The organism is Stenotrophomonas sp. SAU14A_NAIMI4_8 (assembly GCF_003086695.1).
Taxonomy (GTDB): domain Bacteria; phylum Pseudomonadota; class Gammaproteobacteria; order Xanthomonadales; family Xanthomonadaceae; genus Stenotrophomonas.
Map to the genome: position 1 here is coordinate 2,248,929 of NZ_CP025999.1, position 22,010 is coordinate 2,270,938.

General features: G+C 65.4%; 24 protein-coding genes and 2 pseudogenes. 13 read left to right on the forward strand and 13 right to left on the reverse strand.

What is annotated here, in order from left to right:
* Nucleotides 1-34 precede the first annotated feature (34 nt).
* Nucleotides 35-817, forward strand: a complete 783-nt coding sequence (locus C1930_RS10390) for a helix-turn-helix transcriptional regulator (protein WP_108756242.1) — start codon at nt 35-37, stop codon at nt 815-817.
* Nucleotides 818-868: 51 nt separating this feature from the next.
* Nucleotides 869-1,309: a hypothetical protein gene (locus C1930_RS10395; RefSeq protein WP_108756243.1), complete on the forward strand. Its 441-nt coding sequence runs from the start codon at nt 869-871 to the stop codon at nt 1,307-1,309.
* Nucleotides 1,310-1,343: 34 nt separating this feature from the next.
* Here C1930_RS10395 and C1930_RS20530 read toward each other — a convergent pair whose 3' ends face one another.
* Nucleotides 1,344-1,751, reverse strand: coding sequence for a hypothetical protein (locus tag C1930_RS20530; protein WP_234412636.1), 408 nt, complete (start codon nt 1,749-1,751; stop codon nt 1,344-1,346).
* 163 nt (nt 1,752-1,914) lie between these two features.
* Here C1930_RS20530 and C1930_RS10405 point away from each other — a divergent pair, with 163 nt between their 5' ends.
* From C1930_RS10405 to C1930_RS10425, 5 genes are all read left to right on the forward strand, one after another.
* Nucleotides 1,915-3,438: an EAL domain-containing protein gene (locus C1930_RS10405; RefSeq protein WP_159093588.1), complete on the forward strand. Its 1,524-nt coding sequence runs from the start codon at nt 1,915-1,917 to the stop codon at nt 3,436-3,438.
* 83 nt (nt 3,439-3,521) lie between these two features.
* A complete protein-coding gene (locus C1930_RS10410) occupies nt 3,522-4,184 on the forward strand; it encodes a hypothetical protein (RefSeq protein WP_108756245.1) in 663 nt (220 codons plus the stop codon).
* Nucleotides 4,185-4,204: 20 nt separating this feature from the next.
* Complete coding sequence (locus C1930_RS10415; protein ID WP_108756246.1) at nt 4,205-4,705, forward strand: hypothetical protein; 501 nt, start codon at nt 4,205-4,207, stop codon at nt 4,703-4,705.
* Between the two features lie 26 nt (nt 4,706-4,731).
* Nucleotides 4,732-5,010, forward strand: a complete 279-nt coding sequence (locus tag C1930_RS10420; protein WP_108771672.1) for a hypothetical protein — start codon at nt 4,732-4,734, stop codon at nt 5,008-5,010.
* Between the two features lie 16 nt (nt 5,011-5,026).
* The gene (locus tag C1930_RS10425; protein ID WP_108756248.1) at nt 5,027-5,269 is read left to right on the forward strand and encodes a hypothetical protein; all 243 of its coding nucleotides are present in this window, start codon (nt 5,027-5,029) and stop codon (nt 5,267-5,269) included.
* Between the two features lie 60 nt (nt 5,270-5,329).
* Here the strand turns inward: C1930_RS10425 and C1930_RS20235 are convergent, their stop codons facing one another.
* The 4 genes from C1930_RS20235 to C1930_RS10440 form a co-directional block, all read right to left on the reverse strand.
* Entirely contained in the window at nt 5,330-5,692 is a 363-nt protein-coding gene (locus tag C1930_RS20235) for a hypothetical protein (RefSeq protein ID WP_159093589.1), read from the reverse strand.
* A 4-nt stretch (nt 5,693-5,696) separates the two neighbouring features.
* Nucleotides 5,697-6,440, reverse strand: a complete 744-nt coding sequence (locus tag C1930_RS10430) for a hypothetical protein (RefSeq protein ID WP_234412637.1) — start codon at nt 6,438-6,440, stop codon at nt 5,697-5,699.
* An 86-nt stretch (nt 6,441-6,526) separates the two neighbouring features.
* On the reverse strand, nt 6,527-7,519 hold the full coding sequence (locus tag C1930_RS10435) for an aldo/keto reductase (RefSeq protein ID WP_108772580.1): 993 nt from the start codon (nt 7,517-7,519) through the stop codon (nt 6,527-6,529).
* 14 nt (nt 7,520-7,533) lie between these two features.
* Nucleotides 7,534-8,121, reverse strand: a complete 588-nt coding sequence (locus tag C1930_RS10440) for a flavodoxin (RefSeq protein ID WP_108771673.1) — start codon at nt 8,119-8,121, stop codon at nt 7,534-7,536.
* A gap of 74 nt (nt 8,122-8,195) precedes the next feature.
* On the opposite strand from C1930_RS10440, the gene C1930_RS10445 reads away from it, so the two are divergent.
* Nucleotides 8,196-9,089, forward strand: a complete 894-nt coding sequence (locus C1930_RS10445; RefSeq protein ID WP_108771674.1) for a LysR family transcriptional regulator — start codon at nt 8,196-8,198, stop codon at nt 9,087-9,089.
* Nucleotides 9,090-9,092: 3 nt separating this feature from the next.
* Here the strand turns inward: C1930_RS10445 and C1930_RS10450 are convergent, their stop codons facing one another.
* From C1930_RS10450 to C1930_RS10465, 6 genes and pseudogenes are all read right to left on the reverse strand, one after another.
* Nucleotides 9,093-10,247, reverse strand: coding sequence for an aldo/keto reductase (locus C1930_RS10450; RefSeq protein WP_108771675.1), 1,155 nt, complete (start codon nt 10,245-10,247; stop codon nt 9,093-9,095).
* A 22-nt stretch (nt 10,248-10,269) separates the two neighbouring features.
* Complete coding sequence (locus C1930_RS20620; RefSeq protein WP_325051541.1) at nt 10,270-10,710, reverse strand: carboxymuconolactone decarboxylase family protein; 441 nt, start codon at nt 10,708-10,710, stop codon at nt 10,270-10,272.
* An 18-nt stretch (nt 10,711-10,728) separates the two neighbouring features.
* Nucleotides 10,729-10,932, reverse strand: a pseudogene (locus C1930_RS20625) (carboxymuconolactone decarboxylase family protein); the annotation flags it as partial.
* Between the two features lie 3 nt (nt 10,933-10,935).
* A pseudogene (locus tag C1930_RS20535) lies at nt 10,936-11,424 on the reverse strand (cupin domain-containing protein); the annotation flags it as partial.
* On the reverse strand, nt 11,421-12,464 hold the full coding sequence (locus C1930_RS10460) for an alpha/beta hydrolase (RefSeq protein ID WP_234412638.1): 1,044 nt from the start codon (nt 12,462-12,464) through the stop codon (nt 11,421-11,423). The pseudogene C1930_RS20535 and the gene C1930_RS10460, both read right to left, overlap by 4 nt.
* 142 nt (nt 12,465-12,606) lie before the next feature.
* Entirely contained in the window at nt 12,607-13,257 is a 651-nt protein-coding gene (locus C1930_RS10465) for an NAD(P)H-binding protein (RefSeq protein ID WP_108771677.1), read from the reverse strand.
* Nucleotides 13,258-13,369: 112 nt separating this feature from the next.
* Here C1930_RS10465 and C1930_RS10470 point away from each other — a divergent pair, with 112 nt between their 5' ends.
* Nucleotides 13,370-13,984, forward strand: a complete 615-nt coding sequence (locus C1930_RS10470) for an energy transducer TonB (RefSeq protein ID WP_159093590.1) — start codon at nt 13,370-13,372, stop codon at nt 13,982-13,984.
* Nucleotides 13,985-14,039: 55 nt separating this feature from the next.
* On the opposite strand, the gene C1930_RS10475 is transcribed toward C1930_RS10470, so the two are convergent.
* Complete coding sequence (locus C1930_RS10475) at nt 14,040-19,097, reverse strand: putative Ig domain-containing protein (protein ID WP_159093591.1); 5,058 nt, start codon at nt 19,095-19,097, stop codon at nt 14,040-14,042.
* 297 nt (nt 19,098-19,394) lie between these two features.
* On the opposite strand from C1930_RS10475, the gene C1930_RS10480 reads away from it, so the two are divergent.
* The 4 genes from C1930_RS10480 to C1930_RS10495 are packed head-to-tail and all read left to right on the forward strand — an operon-like array spanning nt 19,395 to nt 21,625.
* Nucleotides 19,395-19,919 (forward strand): tail fiber protein, encoded by a 525-nt coding sequence (locus C1930_RS10480; RefSeq protein WP_108756252.1) that lies wholly within the window; start codon nt 19,395-19,397, stop codon nt 19,917-19,919.
* Between the two features lie 30 nt (nt 19,920-19,949).
* Entirely contained in the window at nt 19,950-20,480 is a 531-nt protein-coding gene (locus C1930_RS10485; protein WP_108771679.1) for a tail fiber protein, read from the forward strand.
* A gap of 31 nt (nt 20,481-20,511) precedes the next feature.
* Complete coding sequence (locus C1930_RS10490; protein WP_108771680.1) at nt 20,512-21,045, forward strand: tail fiber protein; 534 nt, start codon at nt 20,512-20,514, stop codon at nt 21,043-21,045.
* 4 nt (nt 21,046-21,049) lie between these two features.
* Nucleotides 21,050-21,625, forward strand: a complete 576-nt coding sequence (locus tag C1930_RS10495) for a GNAT family N-acetyltransferase (RefSeq protein ID WP_108771681.1) — start codon at nt 21,050-21,052, stop codon at nt 21,623-21,625.
* Here the strand turns inward: C1930_RS10495 and C1930_RS10500 are convergent.
* Nucleotides 21,618-21,914: a hypothetical protein gene (locus C1930_RS10500; protein ID WP_108756256.1), complete on the reverse strand. Its 297-nt coding sequence runs from the start codon at nt 21,912-21,914 to the stop codon at nt 21,618-21,620. The two genes, C1930_RS10495 and C1930_RS10500, sit on opposite strands and share 8 nt — an antisense overlap.
* Between the last annotated feature and the right edge of the window lie 96 nt (nt 21,915-22,010).

The window sequence follows — 22,010 nt, forward strand, 5'->3', positions numbered from 1 at the left end:
CATAATTTGCGTCAATCTTCTTGGCGAATGCGACATGGCCTTGGATCCCATCCCCTCGTTCACTTCCATTCCCGGCGACATCTACGTCCGGCAAGGCACATTGCCCCCTACCGATTGGGACGCCCATGTACATCCCTGGGGCCAGTTCAACTACGTCGCACAGGGCGTCATGGAGCTGCAGGCAGGAGACGACTGGATGGTGTCCCCTTCGCACTATGCGATATGGATACCGCCGGGTGTTGTGCATTCCTCCCGCAATCGCAGCGCGGTGATGTATCGCTCCGCGTATCTTTCCACGGAGGCGTCCGTGAGGATGCCCGGCACCCCAACGGCGTTGGCGGTCAGCGCCTTGCTGAAAGAAGTCCTGGATGAGCTCGCCCGTCGGGGCATCGATGAAGCCGTAACGCCGGAAGACCGGAGGCTTTGCGCGGTGGCGCTTGATCTGATTCTGGCTGCGCCGGTGATGGCCAGCTTTCTGCCGCTGGCCCGCGGTGAGATGCTGAAGCGGATTCTGAGGTATGCCGAGGCTTGCCTTCAGGAATCTCCTTCTGCACTTCAGGTCGCACAGCACCACCATATCAGTGTCCGATCGCTCGAACGCTTGGCCAAGCGGGAGTTGGGCATGGGGTTCGGAGAGTGGCGCAATCGACTTCGCTTTCTAAAGGCAATCGATGCCTTGGGGTCGGAACGGTCGATTACGCAGATTGCAGAAGATCTGGGGTACGCAAATTCAACGTCGTTCAGTGAGATGTTCAAGCGCCATGCTGGTCGGACGCCTGATCAGTACCGAAGGGGCGCCGCGCTACAACGGGTATAGCGCGACGCAAGCTGTGGGTTCGCTATTGTTTGCTGCAGAGGGGATGTTCGCATGAAGCTTTTCCGGATCTTGCTGATACTCGCCCTGGCACTCTTCGTGCCTGGCTGCATGGAAGTGGTGAGCGCTGAATACGCCGACCGCGATGAGGCCATGAACAGAAACGCCATCGGCGAAGCGAAGTGGCTGCCCACGTGGTTGCCTGCAGATGCGGTCAACATCCGCGAGACCCACGACATCGACACGAATGCGTCATGGCTGGTCTTCCGCCTGCGATCTGGCGCACTTGTGTTGCCCGAGAATTGCAGCAATGCGGCGCGGCCGGAAATGCCCGGCAAGCGCGTAATGCGCCGGTTCCCATTGTTCGCCCGTGATGCCCGGTCGCGCGCATCGGCTTCCAACGGCACGTTCTATCTGTGCACCGAAGGCGCGACGACCCATTGGGTCACGCACGATAGGGAAATGGATCTTGTCTACAGCGCAACAGTGTTCTGACAGGCCCGCCTGCTACCCATCCGTTGCCCCTGTCTCACTGCTCCCGACAGCGAAGCCATTCGCCCTTGGCAGTGCGTAGCTGCTCCCAACCATTGCTCAGGCGCCGCATGGCCGTGCCACCCAAGCAGGCTGCCCCTACCCGCTTGGACTCAGCCGTTCCATAGGCCGGCAGGCGGACGACTTCACTGGATGGCGTAGGCAGCCCTTGGCGCCGGGCCTCGCCCTGTACGTAGCCACGCTCGATGTCCGCGCAGTACAGCCGCATGCGCGGGTCGATGAACTGATCGCATTTCATCGGCTGGGCACCGGGGTTGTGCGCCTTCGGAACGGATGGCGTGTGCTTCGGCGCGGGCTGGGGCCCGGTGGCGGAGCGCATCTGCTGGGCGTGTGCCGACGGCGCCAGCGTTATCAGCGCGATGAAGAAACCGATTCTTGCGTCCATGCCAGCCCCCTGGTGTGTGGGAGGATGGTAGCGGATCGAGGGTTTAGTCGAGCAAGCTCGACTCTACGGCGCCTGCGTCTGCCCCCCCTCCCCCTTGCCCCCACCGCCCCTTGGCCCCATGCTGGGGCCAGCCCAAGACGCCATGTCGTACAGGGGGCCGTACTTGAGCCTGATTCGAGCAACCGCCCGCCGCCGCGCTGTTACCGAGGCTATCGTGATTGCCGCGCTGGCCGCCGCCGCCCTGCTGGCCGGGGCGCAGGCCGTGCTCTATTCAGAAGACAATGCCACGTCCGAGCGGATCGCCCAGGCAGTCTTGGGCCGCTCGGAGACCATTACCCGCGTGCGCCGCGATGTGATGGACGAGGCGCTGCGGGTACCGGGCACGCCCTGCTCCGCCGACGAGTTGGATCGCTTCAAGGCCCTTACCTTCCACTCCAGTTTCATTGCCGATCTGGGGCGGCTTGATGAAGGGCGTTTGACCTGCTCAGCCACCTGGGGCGATCTGGCTGCACGGCCGCTGCCACCGCCTACGTTCCACCTGGGAAACTCGCGGGTCTGGCTGAGCGAGGACTTGGCGGGAACCCAGTATGAGGGCACGACGCTGATTGCCCGCGACGGCATTTTCAGTGTCTCGTCCACCTCGGCATTCGACGGCATAGACGGGTTGGCCACCAGTACCAGCACGCTCAGCATCGTCGCGGGCAATCGCAGCTACACCATCAGAAAGCTGCAATCGGGTGCCGGGGCCGCCGCGCAGGTCGCCACCGTGCACAGCCGCACCTGCAGCACGCAGAACACCGTCTGCGTGGTGGTGGAAACCCCGCGCCGGTCCGTTGCCGGGCTGCCGGCCTGGGTGCTGGCGCTGATGCTGTGCCTGAGCGCGATCGCCGGTGCGGTCGGCGCCTACGTTCTGGCGCGCCGGCGCAATGCTCAGGATGGCTCGATCCACGCGCGTCTGGACCAGGCCATAAAACAGGGCGAGATAAAGCTGGTGTATCAGCCGCTTTGTCGTATACGCGATCAGCAACTGGTCGGCTTCGAAGCCCTGAGCCGCTGGCATCCGGACGCCGGCGAGGACATTCCGCCTTCGGTGTTCGTGCCCATTGCACGGCAGTTCAACCTGACGCCGCTGCTGTTCCGCCACGTGCTGGCCCGGGCGTTGCAGGAACTGGGGCCTTCGCTGCGCCGCCACCCGCAGCTGTATGTGAGCGTGAACGCAGAACCCCATGATCTGGCCCAGCCCAATGTAGTGCGCTATCTGGATGCGTTACTGCACGAGGCAGGCCTGCGCCCCTCACAGATACGCATTGAGGTGACCGAACGGGAGCAACTTTGCGCGGTCGGCAAGGCCAACATCGGCGAGCTGGAGGCGATGGGTTACAAGCTGCTGATCGATGACTTCGGCACCGGCAGTGCGAACTTCTCGCACCTGGCCGAATCGCCGTTCCAGGGCGTGAAGATCGACCGGATGTTCGTGACCGCCATTACCGAAGATTCACCTCTGCGCTCGGTGCTGCCGGGGATGTACCAGATTGCCCGCAAGCTGGGGATGGATGTGATCATTGAAGGCATTGAAACGCCACAGCAGGCCAGCCTGCTGCGTGAACTGGCCGCCGATGCCGTGGGCCAGGGTTGGCACTACGGTTATCCATTACCGACGGCCGACGCTGTGGAAATGCTGGAGTGATGGTGCTCACTTCGTGATGGGCGTCCGAAACGCCAGCTGCAGCCACGAACTAATATGGGATTTCCACAAGGAGAATCCCCCGCATGAGGCAACTGGGCATTCGCAGTATCGCGTTTTCTGCCGCCGTGGTGGCTGCCACGCTGGCACTGGCGGCCTGCAGCGCAGGCGATGGATCGGCGGCGCTGGCTGAAGATCTGCGCGCTCAGCTGGACGGATCCAAGGTCTGCGCGATGCTGATTGCCCCGCAATGGCCCATCGAACAAAGCGCGGAGCTGCTGGCACGCCCGGGAATTGACGCCCTGATCGCCGCCGACCTGGTGCACCGCGAGGCGATTGAGGATCGCGCCAACGCGACCCCTCGCGCGCGGGTTTCAGTAACTGAAACAGGCAAGCCGTTTCTGCAACTGGATTCAATGGGAAACAGCGGCTCGACCGTACCCTATCTGTGTTTTGGCGAGCGGCAGGTCACCGCCATTGCCCGAGGCGAAGATGGCGTGGTGCGCTACCGTTACCGCATCGTGGATGCCCCGGCCTGGACCGAGCGCCGTGACATGCGCGCGGCTTTTCCCTTCCTGGCACGCCTGATTGACCAGGAGCAGCAGGCCGAAGTGGGCGCCGTGCTGGAGAATGGCCACTGGCGGATTGCACTTGGCGTGGCGCAGGCCACGGCTGCCGAACTGGGCAACACGGGCTTCTTCCCCTGCCCCTACCCCGATGCCGCGCCTGACCAGGATCCCTGCCGCTGAATGTCCAAAGGAGCTGTGACATGAAACCTGCGCTTATCATCGCCCTGCTGGGGTGGGTCATCGCCGCGAACGCCGCCAACCCGGGCGCCCCGGAAGCCGGTTGGTCGAGGGACCCGGCAAGCGGCTGCCAGTTCCTGCCGCCTCGTTCGCTTCCCTCGGGCCCCACCTACTGGATCGGCGCCTGCCCAAGTGGAAAGGCCGACGGCCTGGGCGTGCTTCGCCGTCGCGATGGCGCGGACGCTGGCGAGGTGTTCTATGGCGAATTGAAGGATGGCGTGCCGGTGATCGGGGTGATCGACACCGCCCGCGGAAACCAGGGCGGGCTGATCGCCGGGCGCTGGAAGGACGGCGACCTGGCGACCCGTGAGGACAGCGTCTGGCAGGACAACACGGACGCCTTCACTGCCGCCAGCAAGGCCGCGCAGGCCGCGAGCGCGGTGTTCAAGGCGCAAAACAATGAGGCATCGGCCCGCTACTACGCGCAGCAGGCGAAGATGCTGGACGAGCAGATGGACCGTTGAACCGCCCGGACATGGAACAGACCGCAATGGAATGGAAATTCGACCAGGCTCCAAACGTGGCGTGCATTACCAGCCAGGCCGTGCTGGATGGCAGCCCGGTACTGGTAGTGACCCACTACAGTGATGACCACTCATGGGCCTTCCTGGACGGGGCGGAGGCTGACCCCGCGCAGGCACGCGTGGTTTCGATGGGATCCATCGTGCGGCTGCACCCGGACGTGGAAGCAGTTGCGGACCTGCTGCCGGGGATGAACGCAGTGCGCTCTGCATCAGGCGCCGCATGGCACAGGGAAGCACACACGTAATACAACGGATACGGATATGGCCGAGAAGAACTACTGGTTTACCCCGAAGCGTTATGGCTGGGGTTGGGGCTGGCCCTGCGCGTGGCAAGGTTGGGTGGTCTACGGCGTGGCCTTCGCATTGCTGGTAGCGGGGCCGTTCCTGTTTTCGCCGTTCAGTCGCCCCCTGGCCTTCATGCTGTACACGTGGGCTGTCTCGCTGGTACTGGTGCTGGTGTGCTGGCTGAAAGGCGCGCCGCCTGGATGGCGTTGGGGGAAGTAGCTGCGGCTTTCAACGCGGCGCACGACTGATGACGCACGCCGAGCTGCTTGCTTCTTCAACCTACCTGGACTGAAGTTCGCCCAGATCGATTTTCCTGGGGGAGACGCGCCGACTACTGATCGGAACTGCCGCGGATTCAAAGCGGCGGCCATCGGCGCATTCAACCGTGAAGCGATACTGCTTGGGTTCCGGCCCGGCAACAACCATCATCGGGACCGAGAAATGGCTGCCAACGGGCATCGCCGCCACTGCGTCGCCCGAGCCGTCGTGCATGTTCAACTGGCACTGTCGACCGCCATCGTCACCATGCGGTTCTGGCACGCTTCCGGAGACGCGTACGATCAGATCGCCCCCGAATGTTGCGCATCCGGACTGAAATAGCAGGAACACACATGCGGCTATGGTACGCGTCACGGTTGCCATGGCGTCAGTCGAGCAAGCTCGACGCTACGGGTTCGTGGTGCAGGGAGGCTTCCAGCAGGTTCACGTAAGTGTCCAGGCGGGCGCGCTGGATGATCAGCATCCAGCCGATGATGTACAGCAGCACCATCGAAAAGATCAGGACCCCACCTGGCCAGCCCACGTCGAACACGCCTTGCCAGCCATTGGCCTTCCAGCTTCGGTACTGCACGTAGAGCGCAATCAGCAGCGGAAACGGGCCCAGCTTCTGCAGACCGCCGTAGAGCAGGCCCATGCGCTCACCCATGCTGGCGCGGAGCACAGTGACAAAGCGCAGGCGTTGTTCGCGCTCACGCCGCGGAAAGCGCTGGAGCTCGGCGACGACGGCCTGCCAATGCCCGAACTCGTTGTCCATTTCCTTGGCGTGCGAGAGCCGGGGCTGGATGTACTGGCGGTACTCCCTGCGCGCCATCAGCACACCGCTGATGACAAAACCACCGACCTCCACGGTCAGGCAGACCAGCAGGAACGGCAGCAGCACATTGGCAGGCACCCAGCGGTCCAGCAGCAGCCCGGTGGTCAGCCCCAGTAGCGCCGCACCTGCGCCCACCCGCACCGACCAGCGCTCAACGGCACTGGGTTTGGGGTAGATGCTCTGGCCCGTCAGCCCCTGCACGCGGCGGTAGAGTGCGTGGAAAGTGAGGCCTTCACCGGGAGCTTGCGCAGCAGCCGGTGTGGCGTCCAGGTACTGCGTGTCCATTGCATCGCCCATGCTGTGCTCCTTGCGGGGAGCTGCATGCTAGCGCAGGTGGGCGTGCTGGTGGTTCAGTCGAGCAAGCTCGATTCTACGAGGGCTCTCTACCTGCCGGTCATTTTCAACGCCGCCTCCGGCAGCCGTGCGCCCTGCACCTGGATCTGCGCCAGACCCGAGTCAATGCGGGCCAGGTCTGCTGCGCTGAGCGCCAGTTCCACCGCGCCCAGATTCTCTTCCAGGCGATGCAGCTTGGTCGTACCGGGAATGGGCGAAATCCACGGCTGCTGCGTCAGCAACCAGGCCAGCGCGACCTGTGCCGGGGTGGCGCCCTTGTCTTCGGCAACGTCCTTCACCACCTGCACCAACGCCATGTTGGCGCGGCGTGCTTCGGCGCTGAAGCGCGGCACGACGTTACGGAAATCGCTGGCGTCGAACTGGGTATGCTCGTCGATCTTGCCGGTCAGGAAACCGGCGCCCAGCGGGCTGAACGGCACAAAGCCGATGCCCAGCTCTTCCAGCAGCGGCAACAGACCGGTTTCCGGTTCGCGCCAGAACAGCGAGTACTCGCTCTGCACGGCGGCGAGCGGCTGCACGGCATGCGCGCGGCGGATGGTTTCAAGGCCGGCTTCTGACAACCCGAAGTGGCCCACCTTGCCTTCCGTGATCAATGCCTTGACCGTGTCGGCCACGTCTTCGATCGCCACTGCCGGATCTACCCGGTGCTGGTACAGCAGATCGATGCGTTCGGTGCGCAGGCGCTTCAGGCTGGCTTCCACTGCCGCGCGGATGTGCGCCGGCTGGCTGTTGGTGCCCAGCCCACGCGCGCCGCTGACCGGGTCGATATCGAAACCGAACTTGGTGGCGATCACCACCTGGTCGCGGACCGGTGCAAGCGCTTCGCCCACCAGTGCTTCGTTGGCGAACGGGCCGTAGGCCTCAGCGGTATCGAAGTGGGTAATGCCCCGCTCCACCGCCGTGCGCATCAGCGCGATCATCTGCGCCTTGTCTGCGGCTGGGCCATAGGCCGAGCTCATGCCCATGCAGCCCAGGCCCAGTGCGGATACCTTCAAGCCTTGTCCAAGTGTACGGATCTTCATGGTGGAGTCCTTGTTCATGTACGGGGGAAAGCGCCCAGCCAGGCGTTGACGCTGTCCATGGTGCGGCGCTCCTGATCGGCCTGCATCACGAAAGGCTTCTGGATACGCGCGTTGGGGGCGTGGGTAGCGAGCACGCGCAGGCTGCTGCCTGTGCCGTAGCCGCCGTGGGTAATGAACGGCACCAGCGTCTTGCCGGCCATGGGCTGCTGGGAAAGCAGCGAGCGGATCACGGGTGGGGCCGTCTCACCCCAGATCGGGAACCCCAGATACACGGTGTCGTAGCGGTCCAGCGTAGCGATGTGCGCCTGGAGCGGCGGCTCGATACCCTGGTCACGCTCGCGCCGCGCCTGTTCTACTGTTGCCAGATACTCCTCCGGGTAGGGAGTGGCCGGAACGATCTCGAACAGATCGCTGGGCACACTGCGATGGATCAGCCCCGCGACCACGCGGGTATTGCCCGAGCGCGAAAAGTAGGCCACCAGAGTGCGTTGGCCCGACGGCCCCGGTGCCGAACCGGAATCCGCAGCGGAACAACCCAGCGGCAGGGAGGCCAGCGCGGCGACGACCGCGCGGCGGTGCTGATTGGGGGCTGGCGTTTTCATGGGACCAATCTACGCCGCCCATTACCCCGTTTGCAGGGGCATAATCGAATATCGCTTATACCCGGGGCGCATCAATGGGAATCGAGAATTACGACCAGCTGGCCATGTTCGCCCTGGTGGCGCGCGAGCGCAGTTTCACCCGTGCGGCCGCCCAGCTCGGCATGTCCCAGCCCGCGTTGAGCCGTTCCATGCGGCAACTGGAAGAGCGCCTGGGCGTGCGCCTGCTGGCCCGCACTACGCGCAGCGTGTCCCCCACCGAAGCCGGGGAACAACTGCTGCGGGTGATTGCCCCGCGCTTCGAAGAGATCGACACCGAGCTGTCCCTGCTCAATGCCTTCCGTGACAAGCCGGCCGGCCGGCTGCGCATTACCGCCGGCGAACACGCTGCGCTGACCGTCATGCCGCCGGTGCTGGGTCGATTGCTGCCTGACCATCCGGATCTGAACATCGAGGTGATCGTCGATTACGGTCTGACCGATATCGTGGCCGAGGGCTTCGACGCCGGCATTCGCATGGGCGAACAGGTGGCCAAGGACATGATTGCGGTGCGCGTCGGCCCCGACCTGCGCATGGCCGTGGTGGGCTCGCCCGCGTATTTCCAAGGCCATGCCAAGCCAAAGTCGCCGCATGACCTGACCGGGCACAACTGCATCACCATCCGTCTGCCCACCCATGGCGGCATCTTCGCCTGGGAGTTCGAGAAGAAAGGCCAGGAACTGAAGGTGCGCGTGGAGGGGCAACTGGTGTTCAACAACATTGCACTGCGCCTGGGCGCGGCACTGGAAGGGTTGGGCCTGGCTTACATGCCCGAAGACCTGGTGCGCCCGTACGTGGCCTCGGGCGCACTGGTTCACGTGCTGCAGGACTGGTGCCCCTCGTTCCCCGGCTACCACCTGTACTACCCCAGCCGCAGGCAGTCCTCGCCAGCATTCACCCTGCTGCGCGAGGCGCTGCGCTACGAAGGCTGAGTATCAGCGCAGCGGTGCTTCCACGCCGCTGTAGGCCTGCACCGCCGGTGGCAGACGTTCGCCCTGGACGGCAACCGCAGCGACGGCGGCGTTCAGTTCCTGCAGTTCGTTGGCAGTAAATGCCACGGCGGCGCCGCCCAGGTTTTCCTGCAGGTGGGCCATCTGCGTGGTGCCCGGAATGGGCACGATCCACGGCCACTGGGCCAACAGCCAGGCCAGCGCAATCTGCGCCGGCGTCGCCTGCTTGCGCTCGGCCCAGTTGACCAGCAGCTTCACCAAGGCCTGGTTGTGCTCGATGTTCTGCGGACTGAAGCGCGTTTCGATGCCCCGTATATCGCCGTCGGCAAAGCGCGTCCTGCCATCAATCGCACCGGTCAGGAAGCCGACGCCCAACGGGCTCCAGGGCACGAAGCCGATGCCCAGCTCCGCGCAGACCGCCAGCACGTCCTGTTCCGGTCCACGCCACAGCATCGAGTACTCACTCTGCACCGCGGCAACCGGCAATGCCGCATGCGCCCGGCGCAGGGTCTGCAGGCCCATTTCGCACAGGCCCCAGTGCAGCACCTTGCCTTCGCCCATCATGTCTCTGATGGCACCGGCCACGTCTTCGATGGGCACCGCTGGGTCCACCCGGTGCTGGTACAGCAGGTCGATGCGGTCGGTGCGCAGACGCTTGAGCATGCCCTCCACTGCCAGCTTGATATGCGCCGGGCGGCTGATCAGCCCGGGGCCACGGGCGCCGGTCTGCAGATCGATGTTCCAGCCGAACTTGCTTGCGATCACCACCTGGTTGCGGAACGGGGCAACACCTTCACCCAGGATCCGCTCGACTTCGTGCGGGCCATAGGCTTCGGCAGCGTCGTAGAAGGTGAGGCCGTGATCGAAGGCGCTACGGATGATGCGATGCATCTCGCGGCGGCTGGGAATCGTGGTCTGGTACGTGCGGCTCATGTTCTGCACGCCCAGCCCCAGGCTGGACACCTGCAACGCTCCCAGCATGCGGCGGCCGTGCATTCTCGGTTCCGTCGTTGTCGGCGACGGTGCCGCGGCGGCGTTTGCCGTGGCAGAAGTCATCGCAGTGGCCAGCGGCAGTGCCGCCAGCGTGGCCGCGCCTTTCAGCAGTGTGCGCCGCTGCGCGTTGCTGGGCAGGTTGCTCATTGTCGTCTCCGTAAGGGTGCTGTCAGGGCGAAGGTGGCGGCGTTTGTTCGAGGGCCTGCGCCACGCGGGCAGAGGCGGCGACGTCGCCGCTGTGTGCCAGCAGTTCGGCCACGTGCTGCAGCTGTGCGCGGCTCAGGCCAACGCGCTGGCTGGCCGCCATGTGCGAGCGCAGCTGCGATTCCACCCCGGGCAGGGCCGCCAACGCACCCACGGTGGCCAGCTCGCGGCTCTGCCAGTCCAGGCTGTCACGTTCGAAGATGTCCCCGAACAGGTGGGTCTGCAGGAACTGGTTGATGATCGGCACGAAGTCCATCAACGGTCCGCCGACCGGCGCGCCCGCGATGCGGGTCTGGTTGGCAATGCCCGCCTCGCGCAGCGCGTCGCCCACCGGCACCGCTGCGGCGGGCGGCTTTCCGGGCGCGGTTGCCCTGCCCTGCGCCTCACGCGCCTGCACCACGCGCATCAGTTCACCCAGCGCGTTGAGGCTCTTCGGGAACCCAGCGTAGGCATACAGCTGGACCAGCACTTCCTTGGCCTCGCTCACGGTCAGTCCTGCATCCAGCCCGCGCTGCAACGCGTGGCTGAGCTGGGACATGTTGCCGGTGGCCATGGCGGCGGCGATCAATGGTATCGCCTGCTGACGCGGCGACAGCAGGCCGGGTACGGCATCGTCGAGGCTGGCGGCTGCCTGCTGGTACTGCGCATCGCTGACCTGTTCCAGCCAGTCCACGGCCTTGCCCTCGGCCACCCCGGTCACCGCCAGATGGGTCATGGCGCTGTGCGGCGCAGCGCCGTGCCAATGCTTCACGCCGGCCGGGCAGACCACTACGTCGCCAGGGTTGATCTGCCGCACCGGCTTGCCCCATTCCTGGGTCAGGCCCACTCCGGAAGTGACGATCAGACGTTACCCGGCCCGATGCGTATGCCAGGCCGAGCGCGCGCCCGGTTCGAAGCTGACGTACGCAGAAGAGACGGGCACTGCGGCGTCGGCCGCGAACAGCGGATCGACCCGCACCGTACCGACGAAGTTCGCGGCCGGGCCGGCAACCGAGGCCTGGCTGCCGGCGCGAGTGATCTGCTGCATGGCTTCATCCGCTGCCCCGGCGGCGGGCGCCGCTACGCTCAGTGCGGCGCCCAGCAGCGCGGTGCGCGCAGGTGATGTGCGCGGGCCGCTCATGGTGCCAGCGTCCGCACATAGAACGTGGTCAGTGACGCCACGGCCGCATCCACGTACTTCGGCACCCAGTACGTTTCGATATGAGTGGCGCCGTCCAGCAGCACCAGCTGCTTGTCGCGGGTGCCGATCGCCTTGGCATAGGCGTCCTGGGTCATGTACAGGCTGTCGGCCTTGCTGCCGGCGATCATCAACAGCGGCTGGTTGATCAGTTCGATCTGACTGGTGGCATCCCAGCGCATCAGATCCAGCAAGCTGCTGGTGGTGTAGCGGAAGGTGGAATTGGGGTGGGCGTGGGTTTTCCAGTAATACTGGTAGCCCTGCCGGTACAGGTCGAACGGGAGCTTGGCGATCTGCGCGTCACTCAGGTTGGCATCGCCGGAATACTGCACGTCACCGCCAGCGGCTTCCTGCGCGCGTGCCTGCGAAGCCTGCTGCAGGCGCTGCTGGATCGTGTCCCGTTGCGAGTCGGCATAGCCGTTGCGGCGTACCCGCCCGGAATTGAACATGCTGATGGTCGCAACGGCCTTGAAGCGCTTGTCGGTCTGAGCGGCCGCCAGCGAGTAGCCACCGCCGCCACAGATGCCCAGCAGGCCCAGGCGGGCAGTATCCGCACCCGGGTAGCGCGCAATGTAGTCGGCCATGCCGTGGATGTCTTCGATGCGGTGGGCCGGGATATCCACGCTGCGCGGCTCGCCACCGCTTGCGCCCTGGTAGGCGGCATCGGCGGCGATGGTGATGTAGCCCTGTTCGGCCAGCCGCTGCGCGTACAGCCCGGCCACCTGTTCTTTCACCCCGCCGTTGGGATGGGCCACCACCACCACCGGATATGCCTTGGCCGCATCGTAGTTGGCCGGCGTATAGACGTTGGCGGCGATGCGGATGCCATCCAGCTGATAGGACACCGGATGGATGTTGACCGCACCGTCGACATTGGCGGTGAGTGCGCCGTCATAGACGAGCGTGTAGGGGTTGCGTGTGTAGTCTGCTGCGGACACAGCCCCAGCCGCACACGCGGCCAGCGACAGAACGATTGACGTCATTGCGTGCCTCATCGGTAGTTCTCCTGCTTCGTGCAGGAAAACTACCGGTCGAGGCGCAGCGGAAACAGGGCATCAGCTGGATATCAGTCATACCCTCAGTGCATGAATCACCTGGGCAACGTCCAGTCGAGCAAGCTCGACTCTACAGACGATGCACGGCCTCGAACACCGGGGTCTGGCCTTCGGTCAGCTCAATGATGCGGCGGCTGACCTGTGGCTGTTCCACCAACGCCAGCAGCGCGGCCGCCACGTCCGCACGCGGAACCTCGCCATAGGCAATGGCCAAGCCCGCATGTACCCGCCCCGTACCGGGCGCATCGGTCAGCGTGCCGGGCCGCAGGATCACCCAGTCCAGACTGCTGCTGGCCAGGTGCACATCCGCCGCCTTCTTCACCGCCATGTAGTTTTCGAACGTATCCGACAAGTGCTTGCCGCGACCGGCTTCGGGGAACGCCGACACCAGCAGGAAGCGCGGCACCTGTGCCAGGGTTGCAGCGGCCACGGCCAGTTCCAGGCCGCGCCCGTCGATGGCATCGGTCATGGCCGTGCCGCCCTTGCCGCCTGCGCCGGCCGTGAACACCACCACGTCACTGCCCTGCATCAATGTGGCCAGCGCATCGGCCTGCAGCTGCAGCAGGTCGCCTTGCACGGGCTGTGCGCCCAACGCGGACAGCTCGGCCGTCTGTTCGGCAGAACGATGCATGGCCACCACGCGGTGTCCACGCGCCGCCGCCTGCTGCACCAGTGCGCGGCCGACCTTTCCAGCCGCGCCAATCACAAATATCCGGCTCATTGAAGGTCCTCTGCGAAGGCAATGCCACGTAGTGTGCAATGCCAGAATGAAACCAGGCGTGATCACCGCTATGCTGCGCCTTGACCCATCCATCACCGACAAGGAAGCACGAGTGAGAACGTACCATCGCCATACGCCGCTGTTTGCATTGATGATCGCTGGCCTGCTCCCGGCCGCAGCGCAGGCCTCAGCCCGCTGCGAAGTGATTGCCGATTCGATGGCTCGCCATCCTGCAGCGGTGGCCGAACTGAAGTATCCCGCCACTGCCCTTGCACCCGCCCACGAGGCGAAGCTGCGCGTGCAGGTGGCCGCCGATGGCACCGCCAAGGAAGTGGCAGTGGAAAGCCCGCACGATGCGGAGCCGGTGCGTCGTAGCGCACAACAGTGGCGGTACCGCTGCGAAGGTAACCAGGGCGGCACCGCCGAGTGGGTGCTTCCTCTTGCAGCCCAGCACTGCAAGGTGGACCTGACCAGCAAGGCACACAATCCGCCCCGCTATCCGCCCGCCGCATTCCGCGACAACGTGCAGGGCACCGTGCTGCTGGCGCTGCAACCGCAGGGCGATGGCAAGACCGCGCGCCTGGCCTACGTGACCCAGAGCAGCGGTTCACCGCTGTTGGACGATGCAGCGCTGGCCGCAGGCAAGCGCTGGACGTTTGCCTGCGGCACAGGATTCGATGCCTCCGAGCCGGCGCAGGAAGTACCGATCCGTTTCGTGCTGAACTGACGGCAGGTTCGCGACGTGGCAGGGCCGAGCGCGTGCTCGGCCCTGCCCGCTGTACTCAGTATTTCTTTTCCAGGTTCAGCTGCACGCCGTGGTCAGTGTCGCTGCTGCTGCCGAACAGGCCGCGGTATTCCAGCCGCAGGCTGAACTCACGCTCGGTCTGCAGCACCGCGCCCAGGCCGAACACGAAACGGTTGGTCTTCAGGCCATCGATCGCGCTGCGATAGAACGGCCCGCCCGGCAGATCGGCGTAGTTCATGATCACCGTACTGTCGTCCTGGAAGTCATGCTGGTATTCCAGCCGCAGCTGCGGCGTCAACGTGCCGACGCTGACCGGTACCCGGTAGTCCATGCGCAGGCCCAGGCTGGCCGTGGTGGTGTCCACGTCCTGGTCCTGGTAGTGCAGCGCATGAATCGGGTCGCCCTGTTCGGTGTAGGCATCGAGCGTGGCCCGGGCCAGATCCAGGCGCGCATACGGGGTCAGCGACAGACGGTCGCGCCGGTAGTCTCCGCCCACCGAAAGTGACGCCAGCCACTGGCTGCCATCCCGTTTGCCCTGCACCATTGCGCCATTGGCCGTCACGTAACGGCGCGAATCGAACGACAGCAACTGGTAGCCCAGCAGGGTGTCCACGAAGAAGTGGTCGCCCGGGTGGTAGCTGCTGTACACGGCCAGGGTGTAGCTCTCGCCCTTGCTGCGGGTATCGTTGTGGCCGACATCGGTGGTATCGCGGCCGTAGCCGATGCCCGCACCGATGGCGAAATCGCTGCTCAGGCGGGTATCGGCACCGGCACTGACACCGCTGGTCTGGAAGTCGAAGCCGGCACTGCCGGAACGACCATCGCGATCACCGTTGTTGATCGAACCGCCCGTCCACAGCGTCAAGCTGCCGCCTTCGCCGCCACGGTTGCGCGGCGCCGCTGCGTTGCCTGCAGTTGCGCCTGCACCTGCTGCCGTGTCATCGGGCATGCCGAGCGGACGGCAGTCGCTGCCCGGCGTACGCCATCCGTCTTCCTGGCAGCGGCGGTCCACGCCGAAGCTCAGCCCGTTCTCGAAGCGTGCGCCCTCCCCGCCCTGATGCAGCCCTTCCATGCGGCGCTGGAAGTTGCCGATCTGGGTGGTGGCGAAGCGACGCGCGGTGGCCGTCTGCGCGCCCAGCAGGCCCATCACTTCGGCATCCTGGGTCGGGTCCGGCCGGCTGATCACATCGAAGGTGACGGTGGCCGGGGCCGAGGTGGTGAACGCATTGGCCAGGGTGAACGTTGCCGTCGCGGTGCCCGAGAACGCCGCGGCCGGGGTGAACGTCAGGCGGTAGCCGGCATTGGCCCCGCTGCCCGAGGCCGCGATGGTGGCGGTGCCGGCATTCGCCGGCGACAGCGAGACCAGCGTCGCCGCGGTGAACGGGCCACCGGTCGCGCCGTTGGTCAGTTCCACCACGACCGGCACGCCCGCATTGGCGGTGAGCCGCTGCGATGCCGCCACCGGCACCGCGTTCACCGTCACCGTGGTGGTGATGGGCGCCGATGCACCGAAGCTGTTATTCAAGGTGTAGACGATGTTCTGCGGGCCAGACGTGGTGGCCAGCGGCGTGTAGGTGATGATCGTGCCGTCCACCGTGGTGGTGCCGGTGGCCGGTGCGGACACCAGGGTGACCCCGGTGAACGGCCCGCCGCTGGCGCCCACGGCTGCATCGATCAGCACGGCCTGGCCGGCCAGTGTGACCACGCCTGCGCGCGGCTGACCCACCGGTACCGGCAGTGCATTGACCGCAATGGCCACGGTCGCGGCGGCCGAACTGCCACCTGGCCCGCTGGCGATGTAGGTGAAACTGTCGGCGCCGAAGTAGTTGGCTGCTGGCGTGTAGACCACATTCAGACCGCTGACGACGGCCGTGCCGTGCGCGGGCGCGCTGGCCACGGCAATCGCCGTGATCACGCCCGTGTCATTGCCCGTGACCGGAATGGTGACCGCCTGTTGCGCCATCGTGGTGGCCGTATCGTCGGTGGCGACCGGCAACGCCTCGCTGATGACGAGGGTGTAGCTCTGGCTGGCGTTGTAGCCGGCATCGTCGGTGGAGCGAAGTACGAACGTGTAGCTGCCGGCGGTGGTGGGGGTGCCACTGAGTACGCCTGCCGAACTTAAGGCGAGACCGGGTGGCAGTGCGCCGGAAACCACTGCGTAGGTGTACGGCGCAATGCCGCCGCTGCTGGTCAGAGTCTGCGAGTAGGCCGTGGCGACCACACCCCCCGGCAGCGTGGCCGGGGCGATGACCACGGTGGCCGGGTCAACCAAGAAGGTGTAGACGCTGTCAGCGGTCTGCCCGTTGCCATCGGTCACCCGCACGGTGATGCTGAAGTTGCCATCCGAACGCGGAATGCCGGTCACCGCACCGCTGGAACTGAGAGACAGCCCTTGCGGCAGCGCGCCTGCCAGCAGTGCATAGGTGTACGGTGCGGTGCCGCCGCTGGCAGTGAACTGCGCGCCGTAGGCGAGCGCCGCAGTGCCGTTGGGCAGCGTGGGCGGATCAACGCTGATCGTCGGTGCGGCCACCACGATGGTGTAGTTCTGTTGCAGGTTGAACGGGGCCCCGGTACCGACGGTGGAGTCCGCCGAACGGATCGTGACGTTGTAACTCCCCGGCATCGTCGGGGTACCGGAAAGAACGCCTGCCGAACTGAAACTGACGCCCACCGGCAGTGAACCCGTAACCACTGAATAGCTGTAAGGCGCGGTTCCGCCACTCGTGCCGAAGTTGATGGTGCTGGCGGTCCCGTAAGGCATGAGCAGGTTGCCTGGCGCCGGCGTCATGTTGAGCGTGGGTGCAGCCACCGTGAGCGAAAACCCCTGGACAACGGTGAACGGCCCGTTGCCAGTGCTGCTGTCGGTGGCGCTGGCATTGAGCGTAAAGGGTCCCGCCGCAGCAGGCGTGCCGCTGACCGTAACGCTGTTTGCCGTCGTTCCGGTGATGCTCAGCCCGGCCGGCAGGCCCGTGACCGTGTAGTTGCTGTAGGGCGCCGCGCCCCCATTCCAGGTGAATGTCTGGCTGTAGCTAGAGCCGACCGTGGCGCTGAACGGACTATTGGCCGAGACGGTAATGGTCGGGTTGCCCACGGTGATCGTCACTGTAGCCGGTGCAGAAGTTCCGGCACTGTTGGTGGCGGTATAGGTGAAGCTGTCCGGGCCGGCGTAGCCGGCGTTGGGTTGGTAGGTCACTGTCGTTCCGCTGGCAATGGCCGTGCCGTGTGCGGGCGCGGTGCCGATTGCCACCGAAGTGGCGGCGCCGCCGGTGAGGTTCAGCGTGATCGGGTTGGAGCCACTGTTGTACGCCACGGCTGCCGAAACAGGATTGGTCACCGGCGGACTGCTGATGACCTGCAGCACGTAACCGCGCGGTGCCGAGTTGTACGGACCGCTGCCGGTGGCGCTGTCCGTTGCGATTACCGCGAAGTTGAAGGTGCCTGCCGCGGTAGGCGAGCCGGAAAGCTGGCCGCCCGCCGAAAGCGTGACACCTGCAGGCAACGCGCCAGCCGAGATTGAATAGGTGTAGGGCGCCACGCCACCGCTGGCGGGGTTGAGCGCGGCACTGTACGCCGTGTTCTGGGTCGCATCGGCCAGGGTGGTAGCCGGAAGATTGACCGTGGGCGGCGCAATGGTCAGCGAATAGGGACGGGAGCCGGTGTACGGACCGGTACCGCCGGAGCTGTCGGTGGCGGTGAGGGTGAAATTGAACGTGCCTCCGGCCGTAGGGGTGCCCGACATTGTGCCGCTGGAGCCCAGGCTGAGTCCGGTAGGGAGGGAGCCAGAGGTAACCGCGTAGCTGTACGTGGGCGTTCCCCCTGTCGCCGTGATGACCTGGCTGTAACTGGCGCCAACCGTACCGTTGGGCAGCGTGCTGGGGTCGACGGCAATCGTCGGCACGTTCACGGTGAGCGTGTACGCACGCGTGCCCTGGAAGCCGCTTGCATCGGTGGCACGTGCGGTGAAGTTGAAGGTGCCTCCCGACGTTGGCGTGCCGCTCACCGCGCCGGTCGTGGTGTTGAGGGTCAGCCCGGGCGGCAAGGTGCCAGCACTGAGGTCAAAGGTGTACGGCGCGGTACCGCCACTGCCGGTGAGCGTCTGGTTGTACGCCACCCCGATGGCGGCAACGGTCAACGAGGCCGGGTTGACCACAATGGTGGGCGGCGCCGCCACCACCAACGTGACCGTCTCCACCTCGGCATAGAAGCCGGGGCCGCTGCTGCTGTCGGTCACGCGGATGCCGAAGGTGTAAGTGCCTTGTGCCGTGGGCGTGCCACTGAGCGTATTGCCACTCAGTGACAGACCCGGGGGCAGTACGCCGCTGGCGGCCTCATGGGCCAAGGTGTAGGGCGCCACACCACCACTGGGGGTGAAGCTGACCGAATAGGCCACGCCCTGCCCGGCCGGTGGCGGCGAGGCCGGTGCAAGGCTCAGCACCGGGTTGGCAGTGGTGCCGCTGAACGCACGCGTGCCACTGACGCCGGCGTTGTCCGTTGCGCGCAGGGTGAAGGAGTACGCGCCGCGCTGGGTGGGGGTGCCGCTGAGCGTATTGCCGCCGAGGGCCACACCAGGGGGCAATGCGCCAGCATCGAGGCTGAACGTGTACGGTGCTGTGCCACCGCTGGCACTGAGGGTGCTGCTGAACGCGGTGCCCGCCTGCAGGCTCACGGCCGGGCTGGCATCCAGGGTGATGGCCGCGGCCGGGCCGATGGTGACGGTAACGGCGATGTCGCCACCCGAGTCATCCTGGATGACGAAGGTATCGCTGGTGCCGTTGTCGCCGTTATGGGTGTAGGTCAGCGGCTGCGCATTGACCGTCTGCTGGCCCACGGTGCGGGTGCCATGAGTAGTGGTTGCTGTACCTGCAGAAACACCAAAACCGCCGTGGCAATGGTCGATGTCGATGGTCTGCGAGCCGCTATGGGCCACAGACATGCTCAGCGTTGGGCAGAACGTGGACGGTGCAGCGGCGGCCATCTGCGGCCACAGGCCGCAGATGCACAGCAGTGCAATCGCCAGCCAGGAACCGAACCATGAAACCAGGGCATGCGGACGCGCACGCGACGCCCCCACGCTGTGCGCTGAAGAAAGTTGCATGTTCTGCCCCTGTTGGCACTGCACAGGCGCGAACACTCCCAGGCGTCCGTGCCGGTACAGCGAGACCCTACCCCTGTCCGCGGACGCCAGGTCGGTGACCCGGGCCGCACCCCTTTAGAACGGCTGCGCCATATTCAAACAGTATTCCAGGGGTAAAGGGAAGTGCCCCCCTTTCCCGGCTTTCGATATTGCTGCGCATGCACAAAAATTTCACTTGAACCGCCCATGCTGACTGAGCGAGAGTAAATGCGGCCCGGACATGACGTCCGGCCATCACGCTATCGGGGGAATCAAGGCATGACCGAAGTCTTCCTCGGGCAGATAATGCTCACGGGGTTCTCGTTTGCACCCAAAGATTTTGCTCTCTGCAACGGCCAATTGCTTTCGATTGCACAGAACCAGGCCCTGTTTTCGCTGCTGGGCACGCAGTACGGCGGGAACGGTACGACAAACTTCGCGTTGCCCAACATGCAATCGCGGACGCCGGTCGGCGCCGGGCCGTCGGCCGATCCGGGCTGGAATCCACCGCCGTATCAGCAAGGCCTCGTGGCTGGCGTGGAAAACGTGACACTGATCAGCAACGAAGTGCCCGCGCACACCGCGCAGGCCTACGGCACCACCGCGGCGGGTGCGGTACGCAACCCCACCAACGGTCTGTACGGCAACGACAGCGGACTTCTCTTCGGCCCGGACAACGGCACGTTGGTTCCTCTGCAAGGCGTTGGCACAGGGGGAGGCAGCCAGCCCCACCCGAACCTGCAGCCCTATACGGCGATCAATTTCGTTATCGCAATTCAGGGCATTTACCCCTCGCGCAGCTGACCGCGCCGACGACTGCTCAAGGAGCTTCACATGAGTACCCCTTACGCCGGAGAAATCCGCATGTTCGGCTTTCAGCGCGTGCCCAACGGTTGGTTTACATGCGATGGGTCACTGAAGTCGATCGCCGAGTATGAAGTGCTGTACACGCTGCTGGGCACCACCTACGGTGGCGATGGCATTACCACCTTCGGCGTGCCCGATCTGCGCGGCCGGGTACCGATCCACCAGGGACAAGGCCCAGGACTGAGCCGCTACGTGGTGGGCCAGATGGCAGGCACTGAGCAGGTCACCGTGCTTCCCGTGCAGATGCCTGCGCATGCGCCGCCACTGATGGCCACCACCGCCCTTGCTACTACCGGCACGGTAGGAAACGGCGTGCTGCCGGCAACGGTGGCGGGCGACAGCGTCTTCGTGAAAGACATCACCGGCGCCAACGCGGCCGTACTGGCCCCCAATGTGATTGTCAGCCAGGGTGGCAATCAAGCGCACGAGAACCAGATGCCCACGCTGACGGTGCAGTTCTGCATTGCCTGGGCGGGCGTTTTCCCGACGCAGGGCTGAACCCCTCTTTGCATCCGACAAGGAATTCACCATGACCGAACCCTTCTTCGGCGAGATCCAGCTGTTCGGCTTCAACTTTGCCCCGCTGAACTGGGCCACCTGCAATGGCACGACGCTGCCCATCCGACAGAACACTGCTCTGTTTTCACTGCTGGGAACGAGCTACGGCGGCGATGGCGTAAACACATTCAAGTTGCCCAACTTCGTCAATCGCGCGGCTACCAGCCAGGGCCAGGGCCCGGGCCTGACACCGCACAGCATTGGCGAGGCCTTCGGCACCAACGCTGTGGCCCTGACCCAACAGACCGTTCCGGCGCACAGCCATTCGCTGACGCTCTACAACCAGCGCGACAGCAGCAAACGCAATGCGACGCCCGAGGCGGGTAATTACCTCGGCGTGCCTGCTACAGGCATGCCCTTTGTGACCAACGCCACGGCCAATGCGCAGTTCAGCCCGAGAATGATCGGCGCTTCCGGTGGCGGGCAGCCCCATGAGAACCGGCAGCCCTATCTGGCGACCAACTTCTGCATCGCCTTGCAGGGCGTGTTCCCCAGCTTCAACTGAGCCGATGGCCGCGCCCGCACCGCTCGCCGCGTTTCCGCCAAGCCGCGATGCCTGCCCCACCCTGCCCGCGCTGCTGCTGCAGCGCGGGTATGGCCTGCGGCCGCTGGTTGCCGATGATCTGCCGTGGCTGCGCGAGTTGTATGCCAGCACCCGCGCCGAGGAACTGGCACCGGTGCCTTGGCCCGACAGCGCCAAACGCCTGTTCCTGGACAGCCAGTTCGCGCTGCAGCACCAGCACTATCTGGCCCACTTCGGCGACTCGCACTTTCTGGCCATCGAGCACGATGGCGCCGCCGTGGGGCGCTACTACCTGCAGTGCGGGGCGTCGCACGACCTGATCGTGGACATCAGCCTGTTCCCCGCTGAGCGCCGTCGCGGTGTTGCCACGGCGTTGATCGCGCACAGCCAGCACGAAGCCGGCCTGCGCGGTAGCGACATGCAACTGCACGTGGACGGTGCCAATGCAGCCGCGCTGCGCCTCTACCAGCGTCTTGGTTTCGTTGGGGTCGAGCAGCAAGGCACGCATCTGCTGATGCGCTGGCAGCGCGCCTGCGCACAGCAGACCGGCAAGATCAGTTGAATACAGCCTGATAAAGGAACCCGGCCTGTTCACGGGCGATGGGCACCAGGAAGATACCGACCTCGCCTACGTCCGGGTGGCGCATGGGGTAGATCTGCTGCGGAAACAGGAACGCCGACGCGTTACGGAACAACAGCGAGAATGGCGCACGTGCGGCGCCCGGCATCGCGCGCGATGCATCCAGGGCGCGGGCTTCCACCAGCACGAACGGCACTTCGCCGTCATTGATGACGGCCGAGAAGGTCTGATCGACGTGGCGGGCGAAATGATCGAGCGTCAGCAGTTCCATTGCAGGGTTCCCCAAGGCCGACCTGCATGGTGGGCTGCGCCAGCGCCGGATGCAAGCGCGCCGCGCGGCGCGCCTGCCACCGGATGACGTGCCCGC